This is a genomic window from Legionella saoudiensis (assembly GCF_001465875.1).
Lineage (GTDB): Bacteria > Pseudomonadota > Gammaproteobacteria > Legionellales > Legionellaceae > Legionella > Legionella saoudiensis.
Map to the genome: position 1 here is coordinate 352722 of NZ_LN901321.1, position 26178 is coordinate 378899.

Below are 26178 nucleotides of genomic sequence, written 5' to 3' on the forward strand. Positions count from 1 at the left end.
TGTTTGTGCAAAAAGTTGTAATTATACATTGAGTTGTTTTCTGGATTCAATCCTTAATTTAAATCTCGATGCAGGTTGGTGCTGAGGTTTGCAGGCCAACCTATAGGTAGGAATTTTTTACGAGTTCAGCTATGATGCCAGCACGTTAATCAAGGTCAGTAATTTATGAAAACCAAAACCCAATTTGTATGCAATCAATGTGCTGCGGTCTTTAAACAATGGGCAGGGCAATGCACACAATGTGGGGCATGGAATTCGGTCGCTGAAGAGGGGATTGTCCCTGTTAGTCGCAATGTTCGCGGGGGCTCTTGGGTAAATCAGCGTTCTGTTATTACTGCCGTAGAAGATGTGGTAATGGATAAAGAAGTCCGTATGGATTGTGGATTATCTGAATTAAATCGTGTCTTAGGAGGAGGGCTTGTTTATGGTTCTGTGGTGCTTATTGGAGGTGATCCTGGCATTGGAAAATCTACATTACTGTTGCAAACTTTAGCCAATCTTTCTCTGCAAGAAACCGTATTATATGTTACCGGTGAAGAGTCTTTACAACAGGTGGCTATGCGAGCCAAGCGCTTAAGTCTCCCGTTAGCAGGATTAAGGCTTTTAGCGGAAACACAGGTAGAATCAATTATTTCCCATGCTCAAAAAGAAAATCCCAAAATTATTGTTATTGACTCCATTCAGACTATTTTTACAGAAAGTATCAGCTCAGCACCCGGAGGGGTTAGTCAGGTACGTGAATCTGCGGCACAATTAGTGCGCTTTGCCAAAATGACGCAAACGGCAGTATTTCTAGTTGGGCATGTCACTAAAGAAGGAGCTTTGGCAGGCCCACGAGTTTTAGAACATATGGTTGATAGTGTGTTGTATTTTGAAGGGCAAAGCGATAGTCGCTTTCGAGTGATTCGCGCAATTAAAAATCGTTTTGGCGCGGTTAATGAATTGGGTGTGTTTGCTATGACGGACAAGGGGTTGAAAGAAGTTGCTAACCCGTCTGCAATATTTTTATCGCGCCAACCCGAGCCAACTCCAGGTAGCGCGGTAATGGTCACTTGGGAAGGCTCTCGGCCTATGCTTGTAGAAGTGCAAGCATTAGTCGATGAGGCGCATGGCCAGCAATCCAAACGAGTCACGGTAGGTCTTGAGCATAACCGTTTGGCCATTTTACTTGCGGTTTTGCATCGCCATGGTGGAATTGCAACCTATGATCAAGATATTTTTATCAATGTAGTCGGCGGCGTTAAAGTTACAGAAACGGGCTCTGATTTAGCTTTGCTTGCCGCAGTAGTTTCCAGTTTGCGAAATCGTGTTTTTGATAGCGAAACCATTATTTTTGGTGAAGTTGGCTTAGCAGGTGAGATTAGACCCGTACAAAGTGGTCAGGAACGATTAAGGGAGGCGGCCAAACATGGATTTAAGCGTGCCATTGTTCCTTTTGCTAATGCGCCAAAACAACAGAATGCTTCCATGGTAATTGAACCAGTAAAATATTTACATGAAGTTTTAGAAAAAATGTGATTATAGAACATAAGTAGTTGAGATATTACTTAATACCCCTTAGTATTGCGCCCATTGGCTGGTTAGAGGCCGCAAATCGCACGTCATTATGTCGAAATGACATATCTATTTATGACTTATATTTTGTTTTGATTTGATAAAGAATTAACAAGGTAGTTGTTTTTTTTTAACCCTGTGTTAATATTGAACAAATCCAGATATCCGGGAATGGTTTTTAATGGCTGCTGCTTTTTATAACATTAAAGATATTATTTTAGGTCTTCCTTCTCATTCTGGGCATGAGGCATATCTTGGTGCCGTATATAGACCAGATAGTCAACAGATCGTTTATAAAAAAAATAAATATGGCATTGCTTCTTTTTCTCGCTTGGAAGTGAGTTTTAGCCAGCTCGCTAAATTATTTTTATCACCTGATTTAACTCCCTCACAACGACTGGTCGTAGATGATGAAAATCAAGTTGTAGGGGTAGCAGTTCAACATCTTTGTTATGTTGTCGAAAACAAAGAAGGATTGGAAAATGCATTTTACACTCTAAATAATCAGCGTGTTAATTGCAAAACGACAAAACATCGAATTACTGACTTAACTAAAATCCCCATCTATTTCTTACACAATTTACCACAGGGTTTTTATGCCCGCCTGGTTAAAGCAGAGAAAGATAACCAGCTAACTATTGATTATGATTCTTTAGCAAGCATCCTTGCCACTTCATATACTATGGAAGAGGATGATTTACATAAAGGGAATTTTGGCTTTTATCTAGTGGAAAGAGAAGGGAAGCCGCATGCTGTATTTTTTAAAATCGACCATGATTTAATGTTCGTTGACAGCATTATGGGCTTTCATACACGCAGACCATTCCATTTATTCCACGGTCCAAGCGCCTTTGATATTTTTGCCGAAGATCTATTATCCTTTCCAAACTTGAAGCGTTCGGCTAATTCTTATTGGCCAACAAAGTTTGGTTATGTAGCCAATCCTTTTGACAATAAGGAATATCATAGTTTCGCTGAAATAGCGGCATTTTCCCGTTTAGCGAAAAATCCAACATTTATTCGCTCAAAATGGAAAACTTTTTTTAAACATTGCTCTATTCCACGGTCTTTAATTGAAACCACCTTAAAGGAGTGTGCCAATATTCAAGATCCAGAGGACAGAGCTCATATTGCTCTAATAACGCAAGCGATGGTTACCCGCCTCGCTCATTTACGCGCCGTTTTATTTTCAATTAAAGAATTTCGTGAGTTTGTGGTGAGCTTGAGTGATGAGGAAAATGAAGAGCTTTTGCGTGAAATTATTCCCACCAATGACGCTTTAGAACCCCAAATTAAACGGACTCTGGCACAATTTCATACCTTATGTGCTGAAAATGGGTTTGCAGAGGGTGATACACCATTGCATACAGCGATTAAATTAGGTGAGTATCGTTATGAAGAATCGATGCGTATGTTTGGTCATTTTATTAATGTAAAAAATAAAGAAGGTAAAACACCTTTGGATGTGGCTTTGGACCGAATTAATGCATTTGCACCTAACGTGGATAATAACGTAAGCATTGACATGCGCTTTGTGATGAAACATTTATTAGAAAATGGCGCACAAAAGACTGAGGCATTTAAACAGGCTAGATTAGATAATGAAATTAAAAACTATATTTTTGCACACCCGTTTAAAGCAAGCATTGTAGCTACTTCTTCTTATACTAATTTACAACAAACTCTAAGAGAGATTGGCGAGGCGCATCAGTTTTGCTTGAAATATAAAAAGAATATGGCTATTGACTGCATTCGCCAGTGGATTGAGGTAAGAAAATCCCATCCTGATTTTCAGCGCGAATTAGAGCAATTAAAACAAGATGTTAATGGCCAGTCGTCTGAAGCTGAAGCCGCTCCATTAAAATATCTTCGCCAGTTACGAAGTCGGTTGTGGATTGTCCGCCAATTAAGAGGATTATATGGTTGGACCTCAACGCAGATGGATATTAATCAAATGATTAAGCAAGCCAAGCAGGAACTTTATCCCCAAGAAACGAGTTACTTTTCATTTTTCAGTAGGGGTAAAACAGAGGCTGCGCTACAGCCACAGCCTGACGCAATAAATTTGCCCTCAATGGGTTTGCATCTCACCTAAACGGAATGGATAGGTATGACGGCAGCGTGCATACCCTGCGCCTATTTTTCTAGGATCATTGTAAAAGGCGTAGTGGGTTGCATTATATTCACAACAGGGTATTGAGCTGATAAAGCAACCACGCTTGGCATTCCAGACATAGCCTCTGGGAGTGAGCTCCAGTGTTCTGCCGTCGTAGCAAATATAACGCGGTTGTGAAGGAGTATTTCCTACAATGCATCCTTGTGCGTGAACAAAATTTGCGAGGACTAATAAACCGAACAGAATAATTCGCATGAAATGACCCTAAACTTGCTATACTAAATATAAACTTAATTTATCTTATACTATCTATTCAGTAAAGATGAGGATTTTCTCGTAATTTAAGGTTAAATTAATAATTTAAGCTTAAAATGAATACATAATGGTTTTTGGAGTGTGACTATGGCTAAACCTGATCCTAAAAATGCAGATTTATGGGAAAACTTACATAACTTAGAATGGAATAGCCTCAGTGATACTGAACGAAGTGACTTCGTGAAAGCATGTGATGCATTATTAGCTGTAGATTCTAACAATCCTGTAGCATTCAGAGCAGTAGCAAAAGAACATGCCAAGATTTTGGAGCTTGAGGATGAGAAGGCAGCTAAGGAATGGGCAACTCCGGCTTCCTGGAATTTTTTGACCACTTATGATCCTAACGATTATTACAAAGACTCTGCTTTTTTGGATGAGAATGATGATGTTACATTTCGTAGCATTCAGCAGGAAGCGGCTGCTCAACGCGTTAAACTCGGGTTGAGCGCAGTTTCTGATGTGGAGATTTTGCTAGGAGTTATGCAAAACAATACAGAGGAGCTTAGAAAATATCTTGCAAATCATGTGGTGCCTACTTTTAATCATCTTGAAAGTTGGGATCCCGAGGCTCCATCAGATAAGAATATTTTATCAGATGATATTTTATTAGATATCCAAAAAGAGGCGTTAGCGCATTGGGTTTTAATGACCATAGACAATCTGGAACTTGATGTATTAGATCGATTAATTGCTAAAATGGATGATGATTTTGCTGCGGAAATAAAAGCCTTACCTGAATTTCCTGATAAGCATGCTAATTTAATTGAAATTGATCGCATTTGGAATTTAGTGGAAAAGCGTGTTCTCGCACGCCAAAAAGAATTATTAGTACAAGGGTTTATTAATGAATATAATCAATTTCTTAAAAGCGGTATAAGTGATACAGATATTTTAGATATGGAATCCCTTTTGCTTGAGGATGATGATGCAGATTTTATCGCTGGTTTGCCTGATTCAGGTACTGCATTTGATACTCATAAAGATGATTTAAGTCCTGAGCAAGTTAAAGTTCTTAGAGAGCAGTTAGGTGAACGCTATTTAAAGGTATCTGTGGCACATCGTATTCAGAATGGCGAATCTTTGGATTCATTATTTGACGCCAGTACCCCAGAAGAGTTTACCAGAGTATTAAAAAAGTTTTACCCTGCACACGACTATATTGATCATGTGGTTACCCCACAGTTCATGAAAGAATGTAAAGAGCAAATGGCGCCACAAATGAGGGCCAAGATAGCTCAAGAAGTTAGAAACAAGATGTTAAGCGAAACGACTCCTCAGCAGTACCAAGAGGATTATAAGTGGTTGCGTGATCTGGCTACTTCTAAATCGGATGAGACATTTAAAAATGCGATAAAAGCAAGTAAATCTACCGCAAGTTATGTAAGGGCGAATTTTCCAGACATCGATATTTCTAACAAGGAAGGGCAAAACCAGGCATTACAGAAAATATCTGATGTGGTAGATAATCTGTTTCCCGCTGATAATAGAGCACAGATGGATGAAGTACGCCAGGCAGCGCGTACGCGCATATTTGAAATGACCATTTCCTCCGCTCTTCAGCTGCCGATAGGGTCTCATAAGCGCTTGGTTGAAGCATTTGCCAAAATGAGCGTGGAAGAGCAAGAAAAATTACTGCCTAGAAATACAGATGATGCAGAGAGAATTAATCATGTAAGACATATCGCAATGGCACGGGATATAAGTGTGCTTAAACATTATATGCCCGGCGCTGCGGAAGAGGATTTGCAAGGGATATTAAGTTCTTCTCAACAGATGGATGCGGTACAAAAAATCCAGAATCCTGGAATACGTAAAGCATTAGGCGCCAGGTTTCCTATTGCATTAGACTCAGCTCAGGTTAAGGCAATCAATAAGGCTTTGGATAGAGCGGTTTGGGATGATGCCAGTTACGTACAAATGGTTGCTGAGATAAGAACAATTTGCGCCATTTCAGAACCAGGAGCTGTAAAAGCATTTAATGCTGCTTTTGGTCTGGCCGCTAATGGGGTCACTAAAAGTGATCCGCATGGTTTTATTGGAGAGATTCTTAATTATAATGAAAAGTATCAACAGCTTTTTAAAGCATACCAAGATCCCGCAAATACGATTAATAAAGAATTTTTAGGAATGATGCTTGCGCTTCCGCATGCATATGGAACAATTCCTAATACGCCTGCTTCATTTGCAGCATTGCAAAAGCAAGTTTTGAATTTTGCTGATCGCGAGCTTTTTATCAATGTATGCGTTGGTGCTGGCAGTACCGGATTAAATGAGGCACAAAGAAATCAATTTAAAGCATCTTTAGAGCGAGCAATTACACCTGCAGTATTTAACGAAATGCAAGCGGCACTTCTACAAGATGCCTGCGCGGAGCAAAAGCCTGAGGTTGCTGCCAAAGCTGTAAGCAATGTACAAAAAATTCTGACTCAAATGCAAGAATCGCAAGAAAAGATCAGTAAACATCTTAATAGCGCTCAGTTTGTTTTTGATGTTCAGGAAATACATATAAATAACCTGATTATTAGAGAACAAGAAAAAGACCCGAAACCAGGTGAAAGCCTAAGAGAAAAATATACGGCTCTGGCAAAAAGCTGCGATGTTCAGATGAATGAATTAAGGCATGCGCACGCTCGTCTGCGAAGCTTGATTGATGCCTTGCCTAATACTGATGACATTCAGGATCATAACACTAAAGCCCAGGTAGGGGCTAAAATTGAGGCCTTGAAGGGTAAATTGCAGGCTCAATTAGATAAAATTGATGAGCAATTAGAGCAATATGCTGAGATTAAAGAGCGTATTAACGGGCGAGGTGGTATCCTCGATATGGTGCAGCGAATAAAGGAGGAGCCCTATTGGTGTTACGCTCGTGCAGGTATCAGCAGTGGTGTTAAAACACGCGAGGAATTAAAAGATTTACCTATCCAAAGAAACGCGCCAGATCTTGACTCAGATCCGAATCATGTTGTTATTGATAGTGCTAATGATCCGGGGAAAGTTGCTAAATTTAACCTTGAGAATTCCTTAGCAGGTTCGCAAGTTCGTTATTTTGATATGGTTCATGAGTCTAATCTTCCAAGTGATGCGAGCAAGAAGGTTACGATTGAAAGCCGTTTCACTTATGATACAAGTAAAAGTGTTACAACAACCGCCACGCATCGCGGAATACATAAAGAGAATCCTGGTCGTATTACTATTGATAAATTCCCTGACTATCAAGAGGGAAGCCCGCAGGATAAAGATGCGCTTGAAAAAGCAAAAGTGGATTATGCAATGGTAGTTGCCACTCAGCTTCTTGCCACAATGGACCGACCACCAAGCAAAGAGAATCCTCTTCGTTTGCGTGGAGCGAATGAAGAACAATTAAAATACATATGGACTGCATTGGTTGTTCTTGGTGAAAAAAACCCCCATATGCATTTTGGTCCTGAAGCAATAAAAGTAGTTAATGAGCATATATTTAATCCAAAAACCCAATTAGGTTGGGGGTGGAGTAATTTTTCCAAAGACTCTCTTTATGAGAAAACATTTAAAAAGCATAGTGATAGCGTTACTGCCGCAATTAACGACTCCAAAGAGCATGCTTCTGAGCGATTAAATAGGAAAGGAACGCCTAAATCTGAAGAGCAAATGAAAGAAACCAGTCAGCTCTATAGAAGTACAGTAAATGCTAATAGGGGGCAATCTACTACGCAGCCGGTGGCTGCTGAGACGGAAGCTGAGCAAGCGCGGCGAGCTCCTCCTAACACTCATTAATCTTAATCAATTTCCCGCAGCATGGCTGCGGGCATTTACTATCTGTGATACGAACCTATTGTAAGTTGCTATTTCTACTATTCTAGCTAAAATGGACTTATTTTGGCCTAAATAATAAAGGGGATATTAATTGGATTCTAATCAATTAGCTATTGGGGTATTTGATTCAGGGATGGGGGGGTTGACCGTTTTACGTGTATTAAAAGAATGTCTACCTCAAGAATCATTTATTTATTTAGGGGACACAGCTCGTCTTCCTTATGGCACCAAGAGTCCTGATACCGTAAAACAATATGCGATGCAAATGGCAAAGCTCCTTGTAGAGCGGCGGATTAAAGCTTTGGTCATTGCATGTAATACGGCAACAACCGCCGCACTACCGTATTTGCAATCAATGTTGCCGGATATGCCCGTACTTGGGGTGGTTGTGCCAGGAGCTCAAGCCGTTGTTGCTGCGACTAAAAACCAGCGCGTTGCTGTTTTAGCAACCGAAACAACGATTGCTTCAAAAGCATATCAAGAGCTTATCGTTAAGCAACTGCCTAAAGCAGTAATTAGTACACGTGCATGTAGTGTTTTAGTCGCTTTGGCAGAGGAAGGAATGACCAATAATCAAGTGGCTCGAGAGGCATTAAAGCATTATCTGGATGGTTTTAAGGATGAAGACACCGTATTGCTTGGCTGTACTCATTTTCCAGTATTTAAAAGCTTATTAGCCGATTTATTACCTCAAGGGGTTACTATAGTGGATTCCGCACATGCAACGGCTCATTCCTTATGTACTCTGCTGGAGCAGAAAAACTTACTCAATGATTCATCTAGGGCGGCAACAGTTAATTATCTAGTAACTGACTCAATTAAACGCTTTCAGTCTGTAGGTGAAATATTCCTAGGCGAGACGCTTAATGTGGCAGATATTGAATTAGTTGATGTGCGCTAAAAACCAATTTTTTTGACGTAGTCATGTTTACGTCCCTCTCCCGTATTACGCTGCGCTAATACGGGGTATGGCGTCTAATAGCGGATTTAAATTAAGGGATAATTACTCAAATATTAACCCGTTATTGCCATTTGCACAGCAATGACAACAGTTAAACATACCTCGTGAAATTAGCTCCACGTGCAACTAGAACTATTTTTTAAAATAAAATACACCCATCCACATTAGTTTGTGATGAATTAGGAAGTGCAGGGTACATCAACAAGGCATTTTGCAACAAGCCGTTAGCATCATGCCATAACTGGCTATCATCATCTCTGACAGATGCCACATTTCGCAGTAAATTAATGCAGCTGTCATGTTGCCTATTAATTGTTTTTTGAGCGAAGAATGAACCTTTAGGTGATGAAGGTGATGCATCAATTCTATCTAAATCAACAATATAGCTAATCAACTCAGGTAACTCGGGCTTGTTTAACAGATTAAGCAGACTGGGCATGTTAGGGTGTGAGAGTAAGCTTTCTTCACAGAGAAGCTCTTCCAGCAACACCAATAAATCAGTATTAGCCTGGGTATATTCAAGGGCATTTATTTTTTTTAACGCAGATTGACGTAAAGGAAAAAGCGTTTCTTCAAGTTTAATTTTCATAATACAACTCCAGGATGAAATCACTTAACTTAAGGAGTTATTCTTCCCTGGGTGGCCGGCTCATAAGACTATGAACAGCCTCTTTAACACTTACGTTTCCTTGTAACAGTGCATTGATATGCTCACAAATAGGCATTTCGATTTGGTTTTGTTGGGCTAGAAAGCATACTTGTGCCGCGTTACTCTTTCCTTCCACAACTTGACCAATTTGTTTCTCTGCTTCATTTATAGTGGTATTTTTTCCTAAAAGCAAGCCAAAACGACGGTTACGTGATTGATCGTCGGTACAGGTTAATACTAGATCCCCCACGCCTGCTAAACCAAGAAAGGTATCGGCATGAGCACCTAGGCTTAGTCCTAAACGGCTCATTTCCGCTAAGCCTCGAGTAATCAATGCAGCTTTAGCATTAGCTCCATAACCTAAACCATCGCTAATTCCACAACCAATAGCTAAGACGTTTTTAACTGCGCCACAGACTTGTAAGCCAATCAAATCATCGCTGAGATAAACTCGAATATTATTATGATGGAGTAATTCTCTAATATTTTTTTGAAAGGTGGAATTATTTCCAGCAAGAGTTAAAGCGGTGGGTAAAAAGCGAGCCACTTCTTTAGCAAATGAAGGCCCACTAATCATGGCAACCGGTAAATCAGGACCAAAACGCTGTTCTACTAGCTGGCTGAGTAATAAATGGCTGTGTGGATCAATTCCCTTGGTTATCCAGGTTAAGCCTTGATGGGATTTCGGTTTATCTATCTTAGAAATAATTTCTGCAAAGGCATGGGAAGGAACGGCAATAATGACATGATCTGCTTCACGCATGCATTGGTTTAAATCATCGCTAGGGAATAGTGTTTGCGGGAAATTAATATTAGGTAAATAACGAGAATTTGCTTTTTCTTCAGCCATAAGGGCAACGTGCGATGGGTTATGCGCCCATAGCAAAACACGATGCCCTATCTGGGATAAATGAATTGCAACAGCGGTGCCCCATGAACCGGCACCTAATATGGCAATAGTTTTTTTATCCATATCTTAGTGAGTAGTAGTTTCTTCTTTAGTTTGGGCGCTTTGTTGCTTTTCTGCAAGTTGCTGCATGTATAAAGCATCAAAATTAATAGGTGCTAATACGAGCTGCGGGAAGCTGCCGCGAATAACTTGTGATGTAATCGCCTCACGAGCATAAGGGAAGAGAATGCTTGGGCAGAAGCTGTTAAGTAAATGATCTAGCTGCTCATTTGGAGCGCCTTGAATGGTAAAAATACCGGCTTGTTTTACTTCAACTAAGAAGGCAACTTCTTTTTGGTTGTTTACTGTAGCAGTAACTGTTAAAACCACTTCATACACATTGGCTTCTAATTGGGTTGAATTCGTATTAATGTCCAGAGTTAATTCAGGCTCCCATTGTTGCTGGAACACTGCAGGAGTATTTGGCGTTTCAAAGGATAAGTCTTTAACATAAACGCGTTGGATCATGAATTGAGTTTCAAGGTTTTGTTGTTCTTGGTTTGCTTGTTCAGCCATGATGTTTCTATCCTCTTAGTAATTGATCTAATTTTCCCTGAGCCTCCAGGGCATGCAAATCATCACAGCCACCAACATGATGACCATTAATGAATATCTGGGGTACTGTATGCCTGTTGCTTTTTTGCATCATTTCTTCACGAAGTTCGGGCTGTAAATCCACACGAATTTCTGTAAACGCAGCATTTTTTTTATTTAGTAGGTCTTTGGCTTTAACACAATAAGGACAATAACCTGTAGTGTAAATAATAACTTCTGCCATAATTTACTTTCCTTTCACAATCGGTAAGTCAGCATTCTGCCAAGCGGCCATGCCCCCATTGAGTACAGAGGGTTTATACCCTTGGGCACTAATTTTAGTTGCAAAGGAAGGAGATTGTAAGCCCCGCTCACACACTAAAATAAGCGGTTGGTTCTTGTATTTCTCCATTTTTTGCTGTTCAAAATCTTCACTTTTGGCATTAATGGCATCAATGATATGCCCTTTTTTAAACGCTTCTTTATCCCGTAAATCAATTACTATGGCATTTTCGTTATTAATAAGATCAACGGCGGCTTGAGGTGATAGTGCTTTCGCTTTTTTCTTTTGTGTTACTAATTCATTTAAAAACGTTAAAAATAAAACGACAATGAATAATAGCCACAGTTGCCAGTGATTTGTAATAAATTGACCTAAGTGTTCCATGTTGTACTCATGATTTTTAATAATGAAGCGAATTATCCCCAGAATGCGGTGTTAACGCAAGTAAAGGAATTTGTTTCGTAAATTTATAGCGGGTTAATGGGGGTGTTTACAAAAAATTCAAGTGCATTGCTAATAATACGTATGCCATCTGAGCGAATGACACCTCATCCTATGTCATCCTGAACTAACAATAATATAGGTGAGCTCAGAACCGGATTCTTTTCAATAACACATAAACGGCCCCCGTACCCCCATCTTTAGGCAGAGCGCTATGAAAGGCGAGCACATCATCTAATTGGGGTAACCAACGATTTACTAAATTTTTGATAACCGGAGGGGCCCCCAAATGTCCCCCTTTTCCATGGATGATTAAAAGACAGCGTTTCCCATCTTCTGCTTGGCTATGAATAAACCGGCATAATAAATCACGCGCATTCTCCGCTTTTAATCCATGCAGGTCTAAACGGCTTTCCCAGGGAATATTGCCATTTTTCAGTTCCTTGAAGCGTTGACTAGGTAATCCCGATTGAGCATAGGATAATGAGGTTTGTGATAAAACGGTCTCTTGGATGGTATCGGATAAATAATACTCCGTTCGCTCCTCAATAACCGGTTCTATTCTTTTTTTCCGTGGAATTGGAGGCTTAGGAGGCGGCTCAGTTTTTACCCGTTTATTTTTTTCATTTAATGGTTTGACGCAGCGCATATGTTCACGAAACAAAGCTTTGTCTTCATCAGACAGAAAGTCGTCATCAACCATTTTTATCAATATTTAAGAGTTATGCCTGAAGTATACTTAAGATCCTTCAAAATGCCAGGTTTACGAGGTACAATCTGTATCTTTTCTGTATAACCGCCACATCCTGGTAACATGGAGTAGGAATGAGTAATTATATTCTTAAAGAAACGGAAGAATTATCAACAGTTTTGGATTTTTTACGTTTTAGTTTGTCTTGTGCCATTGATGCACAATTGTACTATGGTCATGGCACAGACAATGCCTGGGATGACCTGCGTTCTTTAATACTTAGAAGCTTGTCCCTTCCCTATGATATTGACCCAATGCTATTAAATGGTCGTTTAACGACCAGTGAAAAGAAGTTCTTATGTGAGCAGTTAGAGAAACGGGTTAATCAACGTGTCCCAGTTCCATATCTAATTAAAGAAGCGTACTTTTGTGATTTGCCTTTTTATGTGGATGAGCGCGTATTGATTCCTCGTTCGCCTATAGCAGAATTGATTAAAGATCAGTTTGCGCCCTGGATTGAGGCGGATAAGGTGCATCGGATATTGGATTTATGTACAGGAAGTGGCTGTATTGCCATTGCATGTTGCTATGCGTTTCCCGAAGCGAAGGTCGATGCCGTTGATATCTCCAGTGAAGCGCTTGCTGTTGCTGCTATTAATTGTGAAGAGCTTGGGGTTGAGGAGCAATTGACCCTAATTGAATCGGATTGTTTTAGCAAAGTGCCTAAGGTCCGCTATGATTTAATTGTTAGTAATCCTCCTTATGTTGGGAAGGAAGAAATGCAGACGCTGCCAGATGAATTCCGCCATGAACCTGTATTGGCTTTAGAAACGGGGAATAATGGATTGGCCATTGTGGAAGATATATTAAGAAATGCGCATGAATACCTTAGTGAGCATGGGATTTTAGTTGTTGAAGTGGGCAATAGTGAAGAGGCGCTTAATGATGCTTATCCTCATGTTCCATTTACGTGGTTAGAAATGAGCCATGGCGGACAGGGGGTATTCTTGTTAACGAAACAGCAATTGGACGAATATTTTAATGTCAGGTAATACCTTTGGAAGCGTATTTACGGTCACTACTTTTGGTGAAAGCCACGGCCCTGCCATTGGTTGTATTGTTGATGGTTGTCCTCCAGGTTTAGAATTAGGCGAGGAAGACATTCAGCCTTTTTTAGATAAACGTAAGCCGGGTCAGTCTAAATACACCACACAACGAAGAGAGGACGATAAGGTACAAATTCTTTCCGGCGTTTTTGCAGGAAAAACCACCGGCACGCCCATTGCTTTGTTGATTCCCAATATGGATCAACGCTCACGCGATTATGAGGAAATAAAGAGTTTGTTTCGTCCGGGGCATGCGGATTTTACTTATCATCATAAATATGGCCATCGCGATTATCGGGGTGGGGGACGTTCTTCTGCACGTGAAACAGCAGCACGGGTTGCTGCTGGGGCGATCGCTCGTTTGTATTTACAGCGTCATTTGCAATTGGAAATTGTGGGTTATTTAGAGCAGATGGGCGATTTAGTCCTGCGTTTTGATAGTGAGCAAGAAATTAATAACAATCCATTTTTTTGCCCTAATAATCACCAGGTTAATGAACTTTCTGAGTATGTAGATCGTTTGCGCCGACAAGGCGATTCTGTTGGGGCTCGCGTTAAGGTTATTGCTAAAAATGTTCCTGTAGGCTTGGGCGATCCTGTATTTGATAAATTGGACGCAACTTTAGCCTTTGCAATGATGTCAATTAATGCGGTCAAAGGTGTTGAAATAGGAGCAGGTTTTGCTGCGGTGCACCAGTTGGGTTCTGTTCATCGAGATCAAATGTCACAACAAGGTTTTTTAAGTAACAATGCCGGTGGAATTTTAGGTGGTATTTCGACTGGGCAAAATATAGAGGTCAGTATGGCTTTAAAACCTACCTCGAGTATTACTACTCCAGGCAAAACCATGAATATTTTTGGTGAAGAGGTGACTGTTGTGACTAAAGGCCGCCATGATCCTTGCGTAGGAATTAGAGCAGTGCCTATAGCTGAAGCGATGATGGCTCTGGTGCTGATGGACCATTATTTACGGCAAAAGGCAATACAATAAAAGAGGGCATAATGAGCATAGAATTAAATGTAGCTATAGTAGGCGTTACAGGGGCGGTTGGCGAAACTTTTCTCACGGTTTTAGAAGAGCGACAACTTCCAATTAAGAATCTTTATCCTTTAGCCAGTTCTCGTTCAGTAGGTAAGACCATAGCGTTTAATAATCGACAATTGGATGTTTTGGACTTAGCTGAATTCGATTTTAGCCAGGCTGATATTGCCTTGTTTTCCGCAGGGGGAGCAGTATCTAAAGAGTATGCCCCTAAAGCTGCAGCAGCAGGATGTATTGTTATTGATAATAGTTCTTGTTTTCGTTATGAAGATGATATTCCGCTAGTGGTTCCTGAGGTTAATCCACATCGTATTGCGGATTATCGAAATAGAAATATTATTGCAAATCCTAATTGCTCTACCATTCAAATGGTGGTGGCGCTAAAGCCACTTTATGATGCTGCGGGAATTTCACGAATTAATGTGGCTACTTACCAATCGGTTTCTGGCACCGGGAAAAAAGCAATTAGTGAGCTCATTTCACAAGTAGGAGATTTACTCAACGGCCGACCCGCCAAAGTGGATGTGTATCCTCAGCAGATCGCTTTTAATGCCATTCCTCATATTGATCAATTTGAAGACAACGGTTATACCCGCGAAGAAATGAAGATGGTTTGGGAAACACGTAAGATTATGGAAGATGCAGAAATCCTAGTGAACCCGACTGCTGTACGAGTACCAGTAATCTATGGTCATTCCGAAGCGATTCATGTGGAATTAAAAAGACCAATGTCTGCTGCTGAGGCACGTACTCTTCTCTCTCAAGCTCCTGGGGTTCAGGTAGTTGATAATCCCGCTAAGGCCAGCTATCCCACAGTGATGAAAAACGCAGTAGGGCATGATGATGTATTTGTTGGGCGTATTCGTGAAGATCTTTCTCATCCTAATGGATTAAACTTGTGGGTGGTTGCGGATAATATCCGTAAAGGTGCTGCATCAAATGCGGTGCAAATTGCTGAGATTTTGCAAAGGGAATATTTGTAGACCTGAATAATCCTTCACCCTGCCACCCTGGGTTGCTTCGCTACGCTCGCAATGACGTATTTAGAAAGCTAAGTAGTAGTGATCTACTATCAATGCAAGATGGAGACGTCAACTGTGCCACCGTTCATTGATGGAGTTCGATAGTAAGTAGCAAGGCTCTACTGTTACTGCAATGACGGAGACACTAACTGTACCCGTCATTGATGGAGTTCGCAAGCTGAGTAGTTGACGGAGGCACTAACTGTGCACCGTCATTGCGAGCGTAGCGAAGCAACCCAGGGTGGCGAAGTGAAGGTCAATGCTTACATTAATGACTCAAAAAGATCGATCCACCTAGGATTTACGCTTTCAATAAGAGCTAATTTTTTCTTCCTAGAACCCGCTTTAATTTGTTTTTCGCGCGCAATGGCTAGGAGCATATCTGCATACAGTTCATAATAAACTAATTTCTTACATTCATACTGTTTTGTAAAACCTGGCTGTAAACCATGTTTATGTTGGTATACGCGCTGAATTAAATTGTTAGTTACACCCGTATAAAGGGTTCCATTACGTTTGTTAGCCATAATATAAACGGCAGGGTTCCATTCTTTCATGAGTTGTTATCCTAAGAGGTTTACTTGATTGCAAGCCATTTCCTAAGGGCTTGGAAATTGAATTTTATATATTTATTGTTTTACCGTCATTAAATTAAGTGCATTACAAGACTATAAAACATAACTGCGCTTACAATGACATGGGTAATAAACATCTCGTCATTGTTGTAAACCTCTGCGGTCATTGTGAGAGAAGTTTAATTAACCGCAACCTCTTGAAAAAATACCCCACGCCCACATTAAATTAATAGTGACATTTTGTTAAACACCAGATACATTTAACAGAATGTACTGCAATTAGCCATAAAGTTTTTTTAGGTATATACTCAGTAATTATGAGCACAAAAGTAACGATTCCAGACACCAATTTGCCAACAGCCCGAAGGGCTGAAAGTAGTTATTTTGCTGCCGAAACCAAAGAAATGGAGCGCCGAAGGCGCCTCATGGAACAAGATGGTGAGCGCAGAATAGCTCGTGTGAACGCGCGTGAACATAATACCGATGAAAATACCGGAGCTACTCCTGAAGAGGCGATGGATAACGGCATGCTTCAACACCCATATCTTGATAGCCAACGTTTTGACGGTATTGATCCCAATGTGAATCCCGAACCTCCTTTAAATACTGCTGCGCGTCGTGAATACGATAATAAACGTCGTGAGCAAGAAATGGAGAAGCAATTACGCTTAGGTAATATGCCCAAATTTAGTAAGGCACCTACACCTAGAGGACCTTACTAATGACCATTGCCAATGACATTATCAGTCATCGTATGCCTGATTTTGATGCTTATGTGCGCGCAGGCGAGTCTTTAGATGATATCGATGAATATGGTTTTACCCCCCTTATTGAATGCGCCATTACCCGTCAACCCAAAATTGCAGCAGAATTACTTGCCCGTAAAGTTGATGTGAATGCGAAAGATGTAACAGGAAATACACCTTTACACTGGGCGGTTGATAATAATGACATCGAAATGGTGCGCTTATTATTAGAGCATGGTGCTGATGCAAACGCCTACACACGAAATGGACTTTCCATATTGGTTTATCCGGTATTACGCGGTCAAGATCCATTAAAACATTTATTATATCAATACGGTGCACGGCTTGATTTTGCTTTGGATTTCATCAACGGCAAGCTGTTGGGTCATCGTTTTGAATTGCAGGGTGATGTCGATATAATCAATGCTCAAGGCGAATTCATTGAGCTGGATTATGAAGGTTTTATGCTCGAATTCACGGTTGCTGTACTCAAAGATTCTTTAAGACGCTTTACCAGTAGCTATTCAACACGCCATCTTCGCGACTACTTTCCTTTACTGCATGTGATAATTGATGCCTTTAATGACGCAGCCGAGTTATTACAATTTCAGCATATTCCTATCTTACAAGACCAGCATTTTACCCGTATGCAACAAATATTACAGGCGCCCATGTTAATTCTTCCTGCCGCCAGTCGAGGACATGCGATGGGTTTTATCCGTTTTGGACAATGGTGGGCAAAAATAGATAGAGGTGAAAATAGCATCAAGGAAGGCACAGTTAATATCTACCAAATTACCCGTCCAGAAGCAATTAACTTAAGCTTCTTGCAAAACTTTATGTATAAGAAACAAAGTCGTCGTTATTTTCACCAGCAAATTAATCAACAGTTAGGCTTAATCCCGGTAGCGCGAATGCCAATTAGCCCTCAAATTTCAGGCAACTGTTCTTGGGCCAATATACAAGCGATAGTCCCTGTCGCATATGCCATCCAAGGAATTATTACGCAAAAAGCATTCAATCCTGTACCCGCAATGAAACTTTATGACGAATGGGTGGAATGGGATAAAGATAGGGCATTAGACGAATGTATCCAACGTTTTTATCTGGCAAGCCCTCAACGCAAGGCAAGTATTGCAGCAATGTTGGGTGGAGTCTTATTTCAAGCCTGTGAATTCAGCCAGGTTAAGCATCTAGAACGGGCAGAGAAAATACTCCGTATTTTGATGCTGGATGAATATTATTATATTTTAAAAAGTTATTTGACGGAGTATTGTATCAACCGCTTCACTAAAAAAGGTAATAACCTGCTTAAAATTCTCGATGATTGTGGTATTAATCCCAACATTGGGGTCAATCCTATTGCTTCTGAATAGCAGTTGCCTTCTTACGCTCAAAGTAATCTATACTTAAAAAGTATTATGACGCTATTAAACAATAGGTTGTAAATCTTTAGCGCCTGTTGAGTAATTTAATAAGGAGATTGTTATGCTACATTGGGCGGTCATATTTTTGCTGATTGCGATTGTTGCGGGTTTATTTGGTTTCAGAGGAGTTGCTTCAACCGCTACAAGTATTGCTAGGGTCTTATTCTTTTTATTTATCGTTATATTTCTCATTATGCTGATTATGAGTTTATTTGGAGGTCCTACTCCGGCGGTAGTGCCTTAGCACTTTTTTCCATAAACAGGGCCCGTATTATATACGGGCCACGCAATAGCGTTAATTAAATTAAGTATCCTGCAAACCCCTAAAGATTTGTGATGGAATCAATGACTAAACAACCATTCGCATCCTTAATTAAGTGGATCTTAAATGTGCGTAATGGAAGAAAGTCTTCAACATGATCGGCCAGTGTCATCTTATTTTGTAGCGTTATTACCGTACCCCACCCGTCTGTTATTGGAGCGGCATAAGGAACTTTATCAACAGTTAATTCCAATATCCCTTTGCGGTTTTGAACGGTTTCAAAAACCTTTTGTTGCTTTAACTGATTATAAATAGTACTCCAGGCAGTTGGAGTATAAAACGCAGAGGCTTTTTTTACATAATAATTTTCGTTGGTTTTGAAATTTACATTAAAAGTAGCCGCCATGGCTTTATAAAGCCAGGCGGTTGTATTTAAGTTTTCATCTTGATTTGCAGCACATTCAGCATAACCAAGATTTGTACAAAATAAAAAACTAAGTAACAGCGGTTTGAGAAGCTTCATTATTTCACCATCTTATTAATGCATAAATTAAAAATCCGTGTTTTTATGAGGATAAAGAAGCCATATCAATAACAAACCGATAACGTACATCACTTTTTATTACGCGCTCATAAGCCTCATTAACTTTCTGCATGGGAATTAATTCAATGTCAGAAACGATATTATGTTTTCCACAAAAATCGAGCATTTCTTGGGTTTCTTTTATCCCACCAATCAGGGAACCAGCCAAGGTTAAGCGTTTACCAATAAGCGCAAAAGCATGTATGGGAATTTCCTCTGCCGGCACGCCTACTACGACCATTGCTCCATCACGTTTTAGCAAGCTTAGGTATTGGGTCCAATCTAATTTAGCGGAAACCGTACAAATGATAAGATCAAAATGGTTATTTAATTTAGTAAATGTTTCGGGGTTAGATGTTGCATAAAAGTGATCTGCCCCTAAACGTTTTGCATCAGCCTCTTTATTCATTGAATGACTCAGTACAGAAACCTCTGCTCCCATGGCATGAGCCAGTTTTACACCCATATGCCCTAAACCGCCTAAGCCTAAAATAGCAACGCGTTTTCCAGGACCAGTATTCCAATGCCTGAGTGGAGAATATAAAGTAATACCTGCACAGAGAAGAGGAGCTGCGCCATCCATTGGTAAATTTTCAGGTACTCGCAACACATAATTTTCATCCACAACGATTTTGGTGGAATAGCCGCCTTGGGTTGCTTCACTACCATCACGTGTTCTGCTGTTATAGGTTAGTGTTGCGCCTTCATCGCAATACTGTTCTAAATCTTCTTTGCAATTTATGCACTTACGACAGGAGTCAACAAAACAACCTACGCCAACTCGATCCCCTTCCTTAAAACGGGTTACTCCTGAACCAACCTTACTCACCGTCCCAACAATTTCATGCCCTGGCACCATTGGAAACGCGGAACCACCCCATTCATCACGAACTTGATGAATATCTGAATGACAAATACCGCAATAATGAATATCAATTAATACATCGTTTTTTCCTAGGTCACGACGATTAAATTCATAGGGGGCTAATGCGGATTTTGGATCAGCGGCAGCATATCCTTTTACAGGTATCATTTTTTAGTCCTTTAGTATGTGGTAATGGATCTAAAGATAGGGGGCTTTGGCTTGGCAGTCAAGGAATGTAAAGTGTGAGATGAGGAGCAGATGCCTGGCTGCAAGCAACCAGGCGATAAAGATTATTTTTCAACTTGTTCTTTAGGAGAGGCTTCCTTTTTTTTATTTCCTTCACGTGCTGTAGAGGAACGGGAGCTACCTTGTTGATTCGTATTGGATCTTCGGCGTTGTTGCTGTTGGCCTGAACCCGCATTACCTGCATTGGCAGCCACATTTCCTGCACGTTGCTGTTGATTGCCACCGGAACGACGTCTGCGGCCTTGTTGTTGAGGTTTACGCTCATTACCAGTACCGCGGGACGCTGATGATTTCCCTTGGTTAGGGTTCCGATTATGCGTCTTTTTCGTATGGCTAGGTGCTGTGGTCGTTGTGGTATCCGCATGCCCGCCAAATAAACTTGACCATAAACGCTTAATGAAGCCATTATGCAGGTTTTTAGGGGTAGGGTGACCTGCAAATGGTTTTACTGCAGGCTCGTCACGGACTGCTGCCTCTTGGTCATTGCTGGCAACCTGCAATTCAGGCTGTTGAATTAAGCTGTAACTAGGTTTTTTAGTTTTACCTACATTATCTTCTTTCAAGCGAGTAATTGTATACTGTGGTGAATGCATATAAGGATTAGCGATAATCATTACAGAAACACTATGTCTTTTTTCAATTTCTCGAATGAAACTGCGTTTTTCATTCATAATGAAAGTAGCCATTTCGGGAGGAAGTTGCACTTGTATTTCAGCGGTCTTTTCCTTTAACGCTTCTTCTTCAATAAGACGGGTAATGGATAGCCCATGGGATTGAATATTGCGCACCGTACCACGACCTTCGCAACGAGGGCAGACTTCTTGAGCTGTTTCACCTAAAGATAATCTGAGACGCTGACGGGACATTTCTAATAAACCAAAGCGAGAAATACGACCCACTTGGATACGCGCTCTATCTGCTTGTAGTGCTTCTTTTAAGCGATTTTCAACATCACGTTGGTTCTTGCTGGAGCTCATATCAATGAAATCGATAACCACTAAGCCACCCAAGTCACGTAGCCGTAATTGGCGCGCAATTTCATCAGCAGCTTCAATGTTCGTATTAAATGCCGTGGCTTCAATATCAGAACCACCAGTGGCTTTAGCTGAGTTTACATCAATTGAAACTAAAGCTTCAGTCCGGTCGATAACTAAGGCACCTCCGGAAGGAAGCATTACCTGGCGCTGGTAGGCTGTTTCTATTTGGCTTTCAATTTGGTAGAAATTAAATAGAGGAACGCTGCTATTGTATAACTTCAAATTAGGTAAAAACTCAGGTTTTACACGTTCAATATATTGCTTCGCTTTGATGTAAGAAATCTGATCGTCAATAATAATTTCACTAATAGATTTCCGCAAATTATCGCGAATAGAACGAATAATTACATCCCCTTCCTGATGAATTAGGCAGGGCGATAACTCGGTATTGTAAGCTTGTTTGATGGATTGCCATTGATTACATAACATATCCAGGTCATCTTGTAATTCTTCTTGGCTTTTACCTACGCCTGCCGTACGGATAATGAGACCCATATCTTCAGGTAGCGTCAACGCGTTTAAAGTTTCACGCAATTCATCACGTTCATCCCCTTCAATGCGTCGGGAAATACCACCTGAACGAGGGTTATTCGGCATTAATACTAAATAACATCCGGCTAAGGTAATAAAGGTGGTTAACGCAGCGCCTTTGTTGCCACGCTCTTCTTTATCTACTTGGATTAATAATTCCTGGCCTTCGCGAATTAATGAAGTGATTGGTGGCTTTTCATCACCAAAATCATCAGGATTTTTGCTTAAATATTCAGGTGCAATTTCTTTTAGAGGCAAAAAACCTTGACGTTTCGAACCATATTCTACAAAAACAGCATCAAGACTTGGCTCGCGACGGGTAACAGTTGCTTTATATATGTTACCTTTTTTCTTTACTTCTCCTGGGCATTCAATGTCCAGGTCAAACAAACGATTGTCTTTAATAAGTGCAACGCGAACCTCTTCCGTTTGCGTGGCATTAATTAACATTTTTTCCATCTGTAACCCCATATTTAGGGCGCTTTCATTTAAGTTACGATAGTGTAAGGCTCAATATATCTTAGAGGTTCATCTTTTGAACAGTAAGAGTTGTGATCTTTAAGCGAATCCGCAGCCCTGTGGACAGACTTTACGCATGTTCCCTGAATCATCGGAGGTGCATACTGGGTAATATACTGAACACGAACCAAACACGTAAAAAGGAGACGTGTAAAAATCTTAATGTAATTCGCTGTCGGTATAAAGCATGTCTGGCATGCGTAGGTTTCTGTCAAGTATGTGATCAATTTGTCTCTGGCATATTGGTTCGCTTCCTTATATCTTTAAGCTTAAATGGAAGCGCGATTTTTTTGTAACTAGTTGCCTTATACCCTGTTATCCTTGTGCTGCACTGTGTTTGCAGACTCAAAATTAGGCCTGAGAATAAGTTCACGTTCTTAGCCAAATGGCTCAAATAGTGAATTATAAGCAGATACCTTGGCACTGCGGTAAATAGTTACGCTTTTTTTATATTTATGCGTTATAATTCGGTTGCATGGAATTATTCCCATGCTACAGGCGATCATATCAAAAAAAACACGCCCAGCAAACAGGTTTATTGACAATGAATGAAGTAAGTTATAGAGAGATAAGTAATGAAGAAGAAGGACAACGTCTGGATAATTACTTAATCCGAATTTTAAAGGGCGTACCTAAAAGCCACATTTACCGTATTATTCGGGGCGGCGAGGTTCGTGTTAATAAAAAAAGAGCACAGGTTAGTTCTCGCTTGCATGCGGGAGATATGGTACGTATACCACCAATTCGACTTTCTGAGTCAAAAGAAGTATTTGTTGGTGATGCTCTGGCAAAACGCCTTAAAGAATGCGTTATTTTTGAGGATGCTTGCTTTTTGGTAATTAATAAACCTTCAGGGATTGCAGTGCATGGGGGCAGTGGTTTAAGTTTAGGGGTTATTGAGGCATTAAGAAAGACTCGGCCTGATCTGGCTTATTTAGAATTAATTCATCGTTTGGACAGAGAAACCTCCGGCTGTCTTTTACTAGCTAAAAAGAGAAGTACGCTCAGAGCAATGCATGCATTGCTGGAGGCGCGTGAAGTACAAAAGACCTACTGGGCCCTATTAACGCATCGGTGGGAAGGGAAAAAACAGTTAATCGTTCGCGCCGCATTAGAAAAAAATACATTGAAATCTGGTGAACGGGTAGTTTCGGTAACTGATGAGGGCAAAGCTTCAGAAACAGGGTTTAAATTACTGGAGAATTATCAACAGGCATGTTGGGTTGAGGCAAGCCCTAAAACGGGGCGCACTCACCAAATTCGGGTTCATAGTGCACATTTAGGACATGTTATTGTTGGTGATGAAAAGTACGGATCTATTGCAGGAGAAGTAGAAGGGATAGATAATCAACCTCATCGTCTTTATTTGCATGCACGCTCTATTCAATTTGAATTGAATGGAACTAAGCATTTCTTTCAAGCTGATGCAGATGAAGTCTTTTCTAACACACTAAAACAATTGCGTGCGAGGAGTGTAGTGAGCAATGAGCAATCATTATGATTTGGTAGTGTTTGATTGGGAAGGCACTATTGCAGACACTTTAGGTGCAGTATTTCATACTGTTGCTGTAGAAGCAGATTTACTGGGTTTTGGAACTTTTGAGCCCGAAGAAGCAAGAAAATATGTGGACTTGGGACTGGAGCGTGCATTAATAAAAGCATATCCGCATTTATCTGCTAAGGAGCATGAGCAGCTAATATATGCGGTGCATCGCTCAATGCATACTCGTTCACTGGAAGTTTTTTTAATCCCTGGAGTCCGTGAATTTATTCATCAACTTCAGGATGCCCATATAAATATGGCCGTGGCTACGAATAAGGGGCACCAGTCATTAGCACGCGCATTACAGACTACAGGTCTGGATGAATTCATTAAGATAACTCGTTCTGCCGGACAAGTTCCTGCAAAACCGCACCCACAGATGCTTGAAGAAATTATGGATGAAATGGGTGGGCATGCGGCTACTACATTGATGGTAGGTGATTCAGTTACTGATATAGAAATGGCAAGAAGCATCCATGTTAACGCCATTGGCGTCGATTTTTATCATCAACAAGAGGCAGCCTTAAAAGCTGCAGGTGCTTTGGCTGTATTTGATGATTACAAATTGCTTGCAGACTATCTGCATTTATAAGATAACGGATTACGTATGTTGTCCGTAAGTAAGGTGATTGCAGGAGACGTAGCCCGTATTCGCATGGCGTAATATGGAAATAAGACAGAATCCTATCTCGATCCCAAACTATATTACGCTCATTCAGGCGTCAGTGGTAAGTTTCTTAATTATTGAAACAAAAGAGTACTGCATTTTTTCGTTAATAATATCCTCAGGACATTAATTAAATGTCTTCTAGGGTTATGTCTGCAAAGGGAGTATTAAGCATTGAGTACGTTGACCAGTTTACCTAATTTATTAACCTTGCTTCGTATTGTACTAATTCCGGTATTAATTATTATTTTTTATTTACCTGTTAAATGGGCTGGCGCTGTATCCGCAGGTATTTTTGCGGCAGCTAGTTTTACGGATTGGCTCGATGGTTATTTGGCACGTAAACTACATATGATGTCACCGCTAGGAGCATTTTTAGATCCGGTGGCTGATAAGCTTTTGGTTTCGACGAGCTTATTACTTTTAGTTGGTGTTAAGGATCTTAATTACATTACTATTCCCGCAATAATTATTGTAGGCAGAGAAATTGTCATTTCAGCGTTAAGAGAATGGATGGCTGAAATTGGTAAACGAGCCAGTGTTGCTGTAGGTTATGTCGGAAAAATAAAAACATTTTTACAAATGGCCGCATTATTTCTTTTATTAGCGTTTAACCCAGCAAGTTCTTGGTGGGGAATTTTTGGTTTTATTTTGCTATATGTGGCTGCAATTTTAACCATTTGGTCTATGGTTATTTACTTATCGATTGCATGGCCAGAATTATCGAAAAAAAGTTAAATTTTTTGTTGACAGGTTCTGAAAACCCTGTAGAATGCAGCCCTGTAGAGACGCGGGAATAGCTCAGTTGGTAGAGCACAACCTTGCCAAGGTTGGGGTCGCGAGTTCGAGTCTCGTTTCCCGCTCCAAATTAAAGCGACGACACAGTCGCTTTTTTTTTAGAGCAGCATACAAGTGGTACGTGCGTGGCAAGTATCAGTTGGCTGTGTGGCAGAGTGGTTATGCAGCGGCCTGCAAAGCCGTGGACGCCGGTTCGATTCCGGCCTCAGCCTCCAAAATAAGAAGAAAAGCCCAGGTGGCGAAACAGGTAGACGCAAGGGACTTAAAATCCCTCGGTGGTAACACCATGCCGGTTCGATTCCGGCCCTGGGCACCAAATCTTCTTTACTTTATTATCAAGAACTTATCCCAGAAAAATATCTTAAAGTTTTTTTTAATCTTTTCATTGTATTTTAGCGCATGATACAAACGTAAATCCGTATTCGCGCAGGGTAATACGGGATTGAGTTTGATTCATGCACAGATCCCCCATACTACGCTGAGCTAATACGAGCTACAGTTAAAATTCATTTTCTAAATTCCTCTTGCTTTTATCGAGCTAAATGATTAACTTCCATCTTTTGGAAACGCAGGTGAGATAAACATGACTAAGAAAAATCAAATTGAGCCTCAAGAAGACGAGACGGATTTCATGTCGCTTTTCGAAGAAGAGGGGTATAGCGACGATATGATGGTCGATGTGATGAGAGATACTATTAGTGCATGTAATACTCAAATGCAAATCGCGGTTGAGCTTACAAAGCTAATTGTTGATGGCAGTGTAACTGAAAATAGAGAAGAGCAGGTGTTTTCTGTTTTTAAAAAAGCTATTAGCGTAGTTGGTGAAAGCTTTCCATTAAAAAATATATTGTCGTAGTAGAAAAGGAATAACTCAAGGTGCGTCATCCCCAACACTCTTTCTCGAAAAACGTCATAGGATGATGA

23 protein-coding genes, 3 tRNA genes and 1 pseudogene are annotated in these 26178 nt (G+C 40.5%); 17 read left to right on the forward strand and 10 right to left on the reverse strand.

All coding sequences use genetic code 11. The features are described 5' to 3' along the window. The first annotated feature begins 165 nt into the window (after positions 1-165). The 4 genes from radA to murI all read left to right on the forward strand — a co-directional run bounded on the left by radA (position 166) and on the right by murI (position 8678). The gene (radA, locus tag BN3124_RS03990; RefSeq protein ID WP_058533572.1) at positions 166-1518 is read left to right on the forward strand and encodes a DNA repair protein RadA; all 1353 of its coding nucleotides are present in this window, start codon (positions 166-168) and stop codon (positions 1516-1518) included. A 217-nt stretch (positions 1519-1735) separates the two neighbouring features. Next, positions 1736-3649 (forward strand): Dot/Icm T4SS effector AnkK/LegA5, encoded by a 1914-nt coding sequence (gene ankK, locus BN3124_RS03995; RefSeq protein ID WP_058533573.1) that lies wholly within the window; start codon positions 1736-1738, stop codon positions 3647-3649. 423 nt (positions 3650-4072) lie between these two features. Further along, on the forward strand, positions 4073-7738 hold the full coding sequence (locus BN3124_RS04005; RefSeq protein ID WP_058533575.1) for an AAA family ATPase: 3666 nt from the start codon (positions 4073-4075) through the stop codon (positions 7736-7738). Between the two features lie 130 nt (positions 7739-7868). Continuing rightward, a complete protein-coding gene (gene murI / locus BN3124_RS04010) occupies positions 7869-8678 on the forward strand; it encodes a glutamate racemase (RefSeq protein ID WP_058533576.1) in 810 nt (269 codons plus the stop codon). 199 nt (positions 8679-8877) lie between these two features. Here the strand turns inward: murI and BN3124_RS04015 are convergent, their stop codons facing one another. From BN3124_RS04015 to BN3124_RS04040, 6 genes are all read right to left on the reverse strand, one after another. Next, entirely contained in the window at positions 8878-9327 is a 450-nt protein-coding gene (locus tag BN3124_RS04015) for a hypothetical protein (RefSeq protein WP_058533577.1), read from the reverse strand. Between the two features lie 37 nt (positions 9328-9364). Then, positions 9365-10360: an NAD(P)H-dependent glycerol-3-phosphate dehydrogenase gene (locus tag BN3124_RS04020; protein ID WP_058533578.1), complete on the reverse strand. Its 996-nt coding sequence runs from the start codon at positions 10358-10360 to the stop codon at positions 9365-9367. A gap of 3 nt (positions 10361-10363) precedes the next feature. Further along, positions 10364-10852, reverse strand: a complete 489-nt coding sequence (gene secB, locus BN3124_RS04025; protein WP_058533579.1) for a protein-export chaperone SecB — start codon at positions 10850-10852, stop codon at positions 10364-10366. Positions 10853-10859: 7 nt separating this feature from the next. Then, on the reverse strand, positions 10860-11114 hold the full coding sequence (grxC, locus tag BN3124_RS04030) for a glutaredoxin 3 (protein WP_058533580.1): 255 nt from the start codon (positions 11112-11114) through the stop codon (positions 10860-10862). A 3-nt stretch (positions 11115-11117) separates the two neighbouring features. Further along, complete coding sequence (locus tag BN3124_RS04035) at positions 11118-11537, reverse strand: rhodanese-like domain-containing protein (protein WP_058533581.1); 420 nt, start codon at positions 11535-11537, stop codon at positions 11118-11120. Positions 11538-11742: 205 nt separating this feature from the next. Next, entirely contained in the window at positions 11743-12297 is a 555-nt protein-coding gene (locus tag BN3124_RS04040) for a Smr/MutS family protein (RefSeq protein ID WP_058533582.1), read from the reverse strand. A gap of 122 nt (positions 12298-12419) precedes the next feature. On the opposite strand from BN3124_RS04040, the gene prmB reads away from it, so the two are divergent. The 3 genes from prmB to BN3124_RS04055 are packed head-to-tail and all read left to right on the forward strand — an operon-like array spanning position 12420 to position 15416. Next, on the forward strand, positions 12420-13337 hold the full coding sequence (gene prmB / locus BN3124_RS04045) for a 50S ribosomal protein L3 N(5)-glutamine methyltransferase (RefSeq protein ID WP_058533583.1): 918 nt from the start codon (positions 12420-12422) through the stop codon (positions 13335-13337). Further along, positions 13327-14382 (forward strand): chorismate synthase, encoded by a 1056-nt coding sequence (gene aroC, locus BN3124_RS04050; RefSeq protein ID WP_058533584.1) that lies wholly within the window; start codon positions 13327-13329, stop codon positions 14380-14382. Before prmB ends, aroC begins: the two co-directional genes overlap by 11 nt. 11 nt (positions 14383-14393) lie before the next feature. Beyond that, a complete protein-coding gene (locus tag BN3124_RS04055; protein ID WP_058533585.1) occupies positions 14394-15416 on the forward strand; it encodes an aspartate-semialdehyde dehydrogenase in 1023 nt (340 codons plus the stop codon). 302 nt (positions 15417-15718) lie between these two features. Here the strand turns inward: BN3124_RS04055 and BN3124_RS04060 are convergent, their stop codons facing one another. Beyond that, a complete protein-coding gene (locus BN3124_RS04060; RefSeq protein ID WP_058533586.1) occupies positions 15719-16012 on the reverse strand; it encodes a GIY-YIG nuclease family protein in 294 nt (97 codons plus the stop codon). 362 nt (positions 16013-16374) lie between these two features. Between BN3124_RS04060 and BN3124_RS04065 the strand changes: the two are divergent. The 3 genes and pseudogenes from BN3124_RS04065 to BN3124_RS04075 form a co-directional block, all read left to right on the forward strand. Then, positions 16375-16752, forward strand: a pseudogene (locus BN3124_RS04065) (Smr/MutS family protein); the annotation flags it as partial. Continuing rightward, entirely contained in the window at positions 16752-18152 is a 1401-nt protein-coding gene (ankH, locus tag BN3124_RS04070) for a Dot/Icm T4SS effector AnkH/LegA3 (RefSeq protein ID WP_058533588.1), read from the forward strand. The pseudogene BN3124_RS04065 and the gene ankH, both read left to right, overlap by 1 nt. Positions 18153-18264: 112 nt before the next feature. Then, entirely contained in the window at positions 18265-18447 is a 183-nt protein-coding gene (locus BN3124_RS04075; protein WP_058533589.1) for a DUF1328 domain-containing protein, read from the forward strand. Positions 18448-18526: 79 nt separating this feature from the next. On the opposite strand, the gene BN3124_RS04080 is transcribed toward BN3124_RS04075, so the two are convergent. The 3 genes from BN3124_RS04080 to BN3124_RS04090 all read right to left on the reverse strand — a co-directional run bounded on the left by BN3124_RS04080 (position 18527) and on the right by BN3124_RS04090 (position 22186). Next, a complete protein-coding gene (locus BN3124_RS04080) occupies positions 18527-18988 on the reverse strand; it encodes a hypothetical protein (RefSeq protein ID WP_058533590.1) in 462 nt (153 codons plus the stop codon). Positions 18989-19031: 43 nt separating this feature from the next. Continuing rightward, complete coding sequence (locus BN3124_RS04085; protein WP_058533591.1) at positions 19032-20081, reverse strand: NAD(P)-dependent alcohol dehydrogenase; 1050 nt, start codon at positions 20079-20081, stop codon at positions 19032-19034. A 122-nt stretch (positions 20082-20203) separates the two neighbouring features. Beyond that, entirely contained in the window at positions 20204-22186 is a 1983-nt protein-coding gene (locus BN3124_RS04090; RefSeq protein WP_058533592.1) for an Rne/Rng family ribonuclease, read from the reverse strand. A gap of 604 nt (positions 22187-22790) precedes the next feature. Between BN3124_RS04090 and BN3124_RS04095 the strand changes: the two genes are divergently transcribed. The 7 genes from BN3124_RS04095 (at position 22791) to BN3124_RS04125 (ending at position 26110) form a co-directional block, all read left to right on the forward strand. After that, complete coding sequence (locus BN3124_RS04095) at positions 22791-23747, forward strand: RluA family pseudouridine synthase (protein WP_058533593.1); 957 nt, start codon at positions 22791-22793, stop codon at positions 23745-23747. Further along, entirely contained in the window at positions 23731-24381 is a 651-nt protein-coding gene (locus BN3124_RS04100; protein WP_058533594.1) for an HAD family hydrolase, read from the forward strand. The genes BN3124_RS04095 and BN3124_RS04100 overlap by 17 nt, the downstream gene beginning before the upstream one ends. 249 nt (positions 24382-24630) lie before the next feature. Further along, on the forward strand, positions 24631-25194 hold the full coding sequence (gene pgsA / locus BN3124_RS04105; protein WP_058533595.1) for a CDP-diacylglycerol--glycerol-3-phosphate 3-phosphatidyltransferase: 564 nt from the start codon (positions 24631-24633) through the stop codon (positions 25192-25194). A 52-nt stretch (positions 25195-25246) separates the two neighbouring features. Beyond that, a tRNA-Gly gene (locus BN3124_RS04110) sits at positions 25247-25322 on the forward strand. Between the two features lie 73 nt (positions 25323-25395). Then, positions 25396-25469, forward strand: a tRNA-Cys gene (locus BN3124_RS04115). 14 nt (positions 25470-25483) lie between these two features. Further along, positions 25484-25570: transfer RNA gene (locus tag BN3124_RS04120), tRNA-Leu, on the forward strand. A gap of 267 nt (positions 25571-25837) precedes the next feature. Continuing rightward, positions 25838-26110: a hypothetical protein gene (locus BN3124_RS04125; protein ID WP_058533596.1), complete on the forward strand. Its 273-nt coding sequence runs from the start codon at positions 25838-25840 to the stop codon at positions 26108-26110. The last annotated feature ends 68 nt before the right edge of the window (positions 26111-26178 follow it).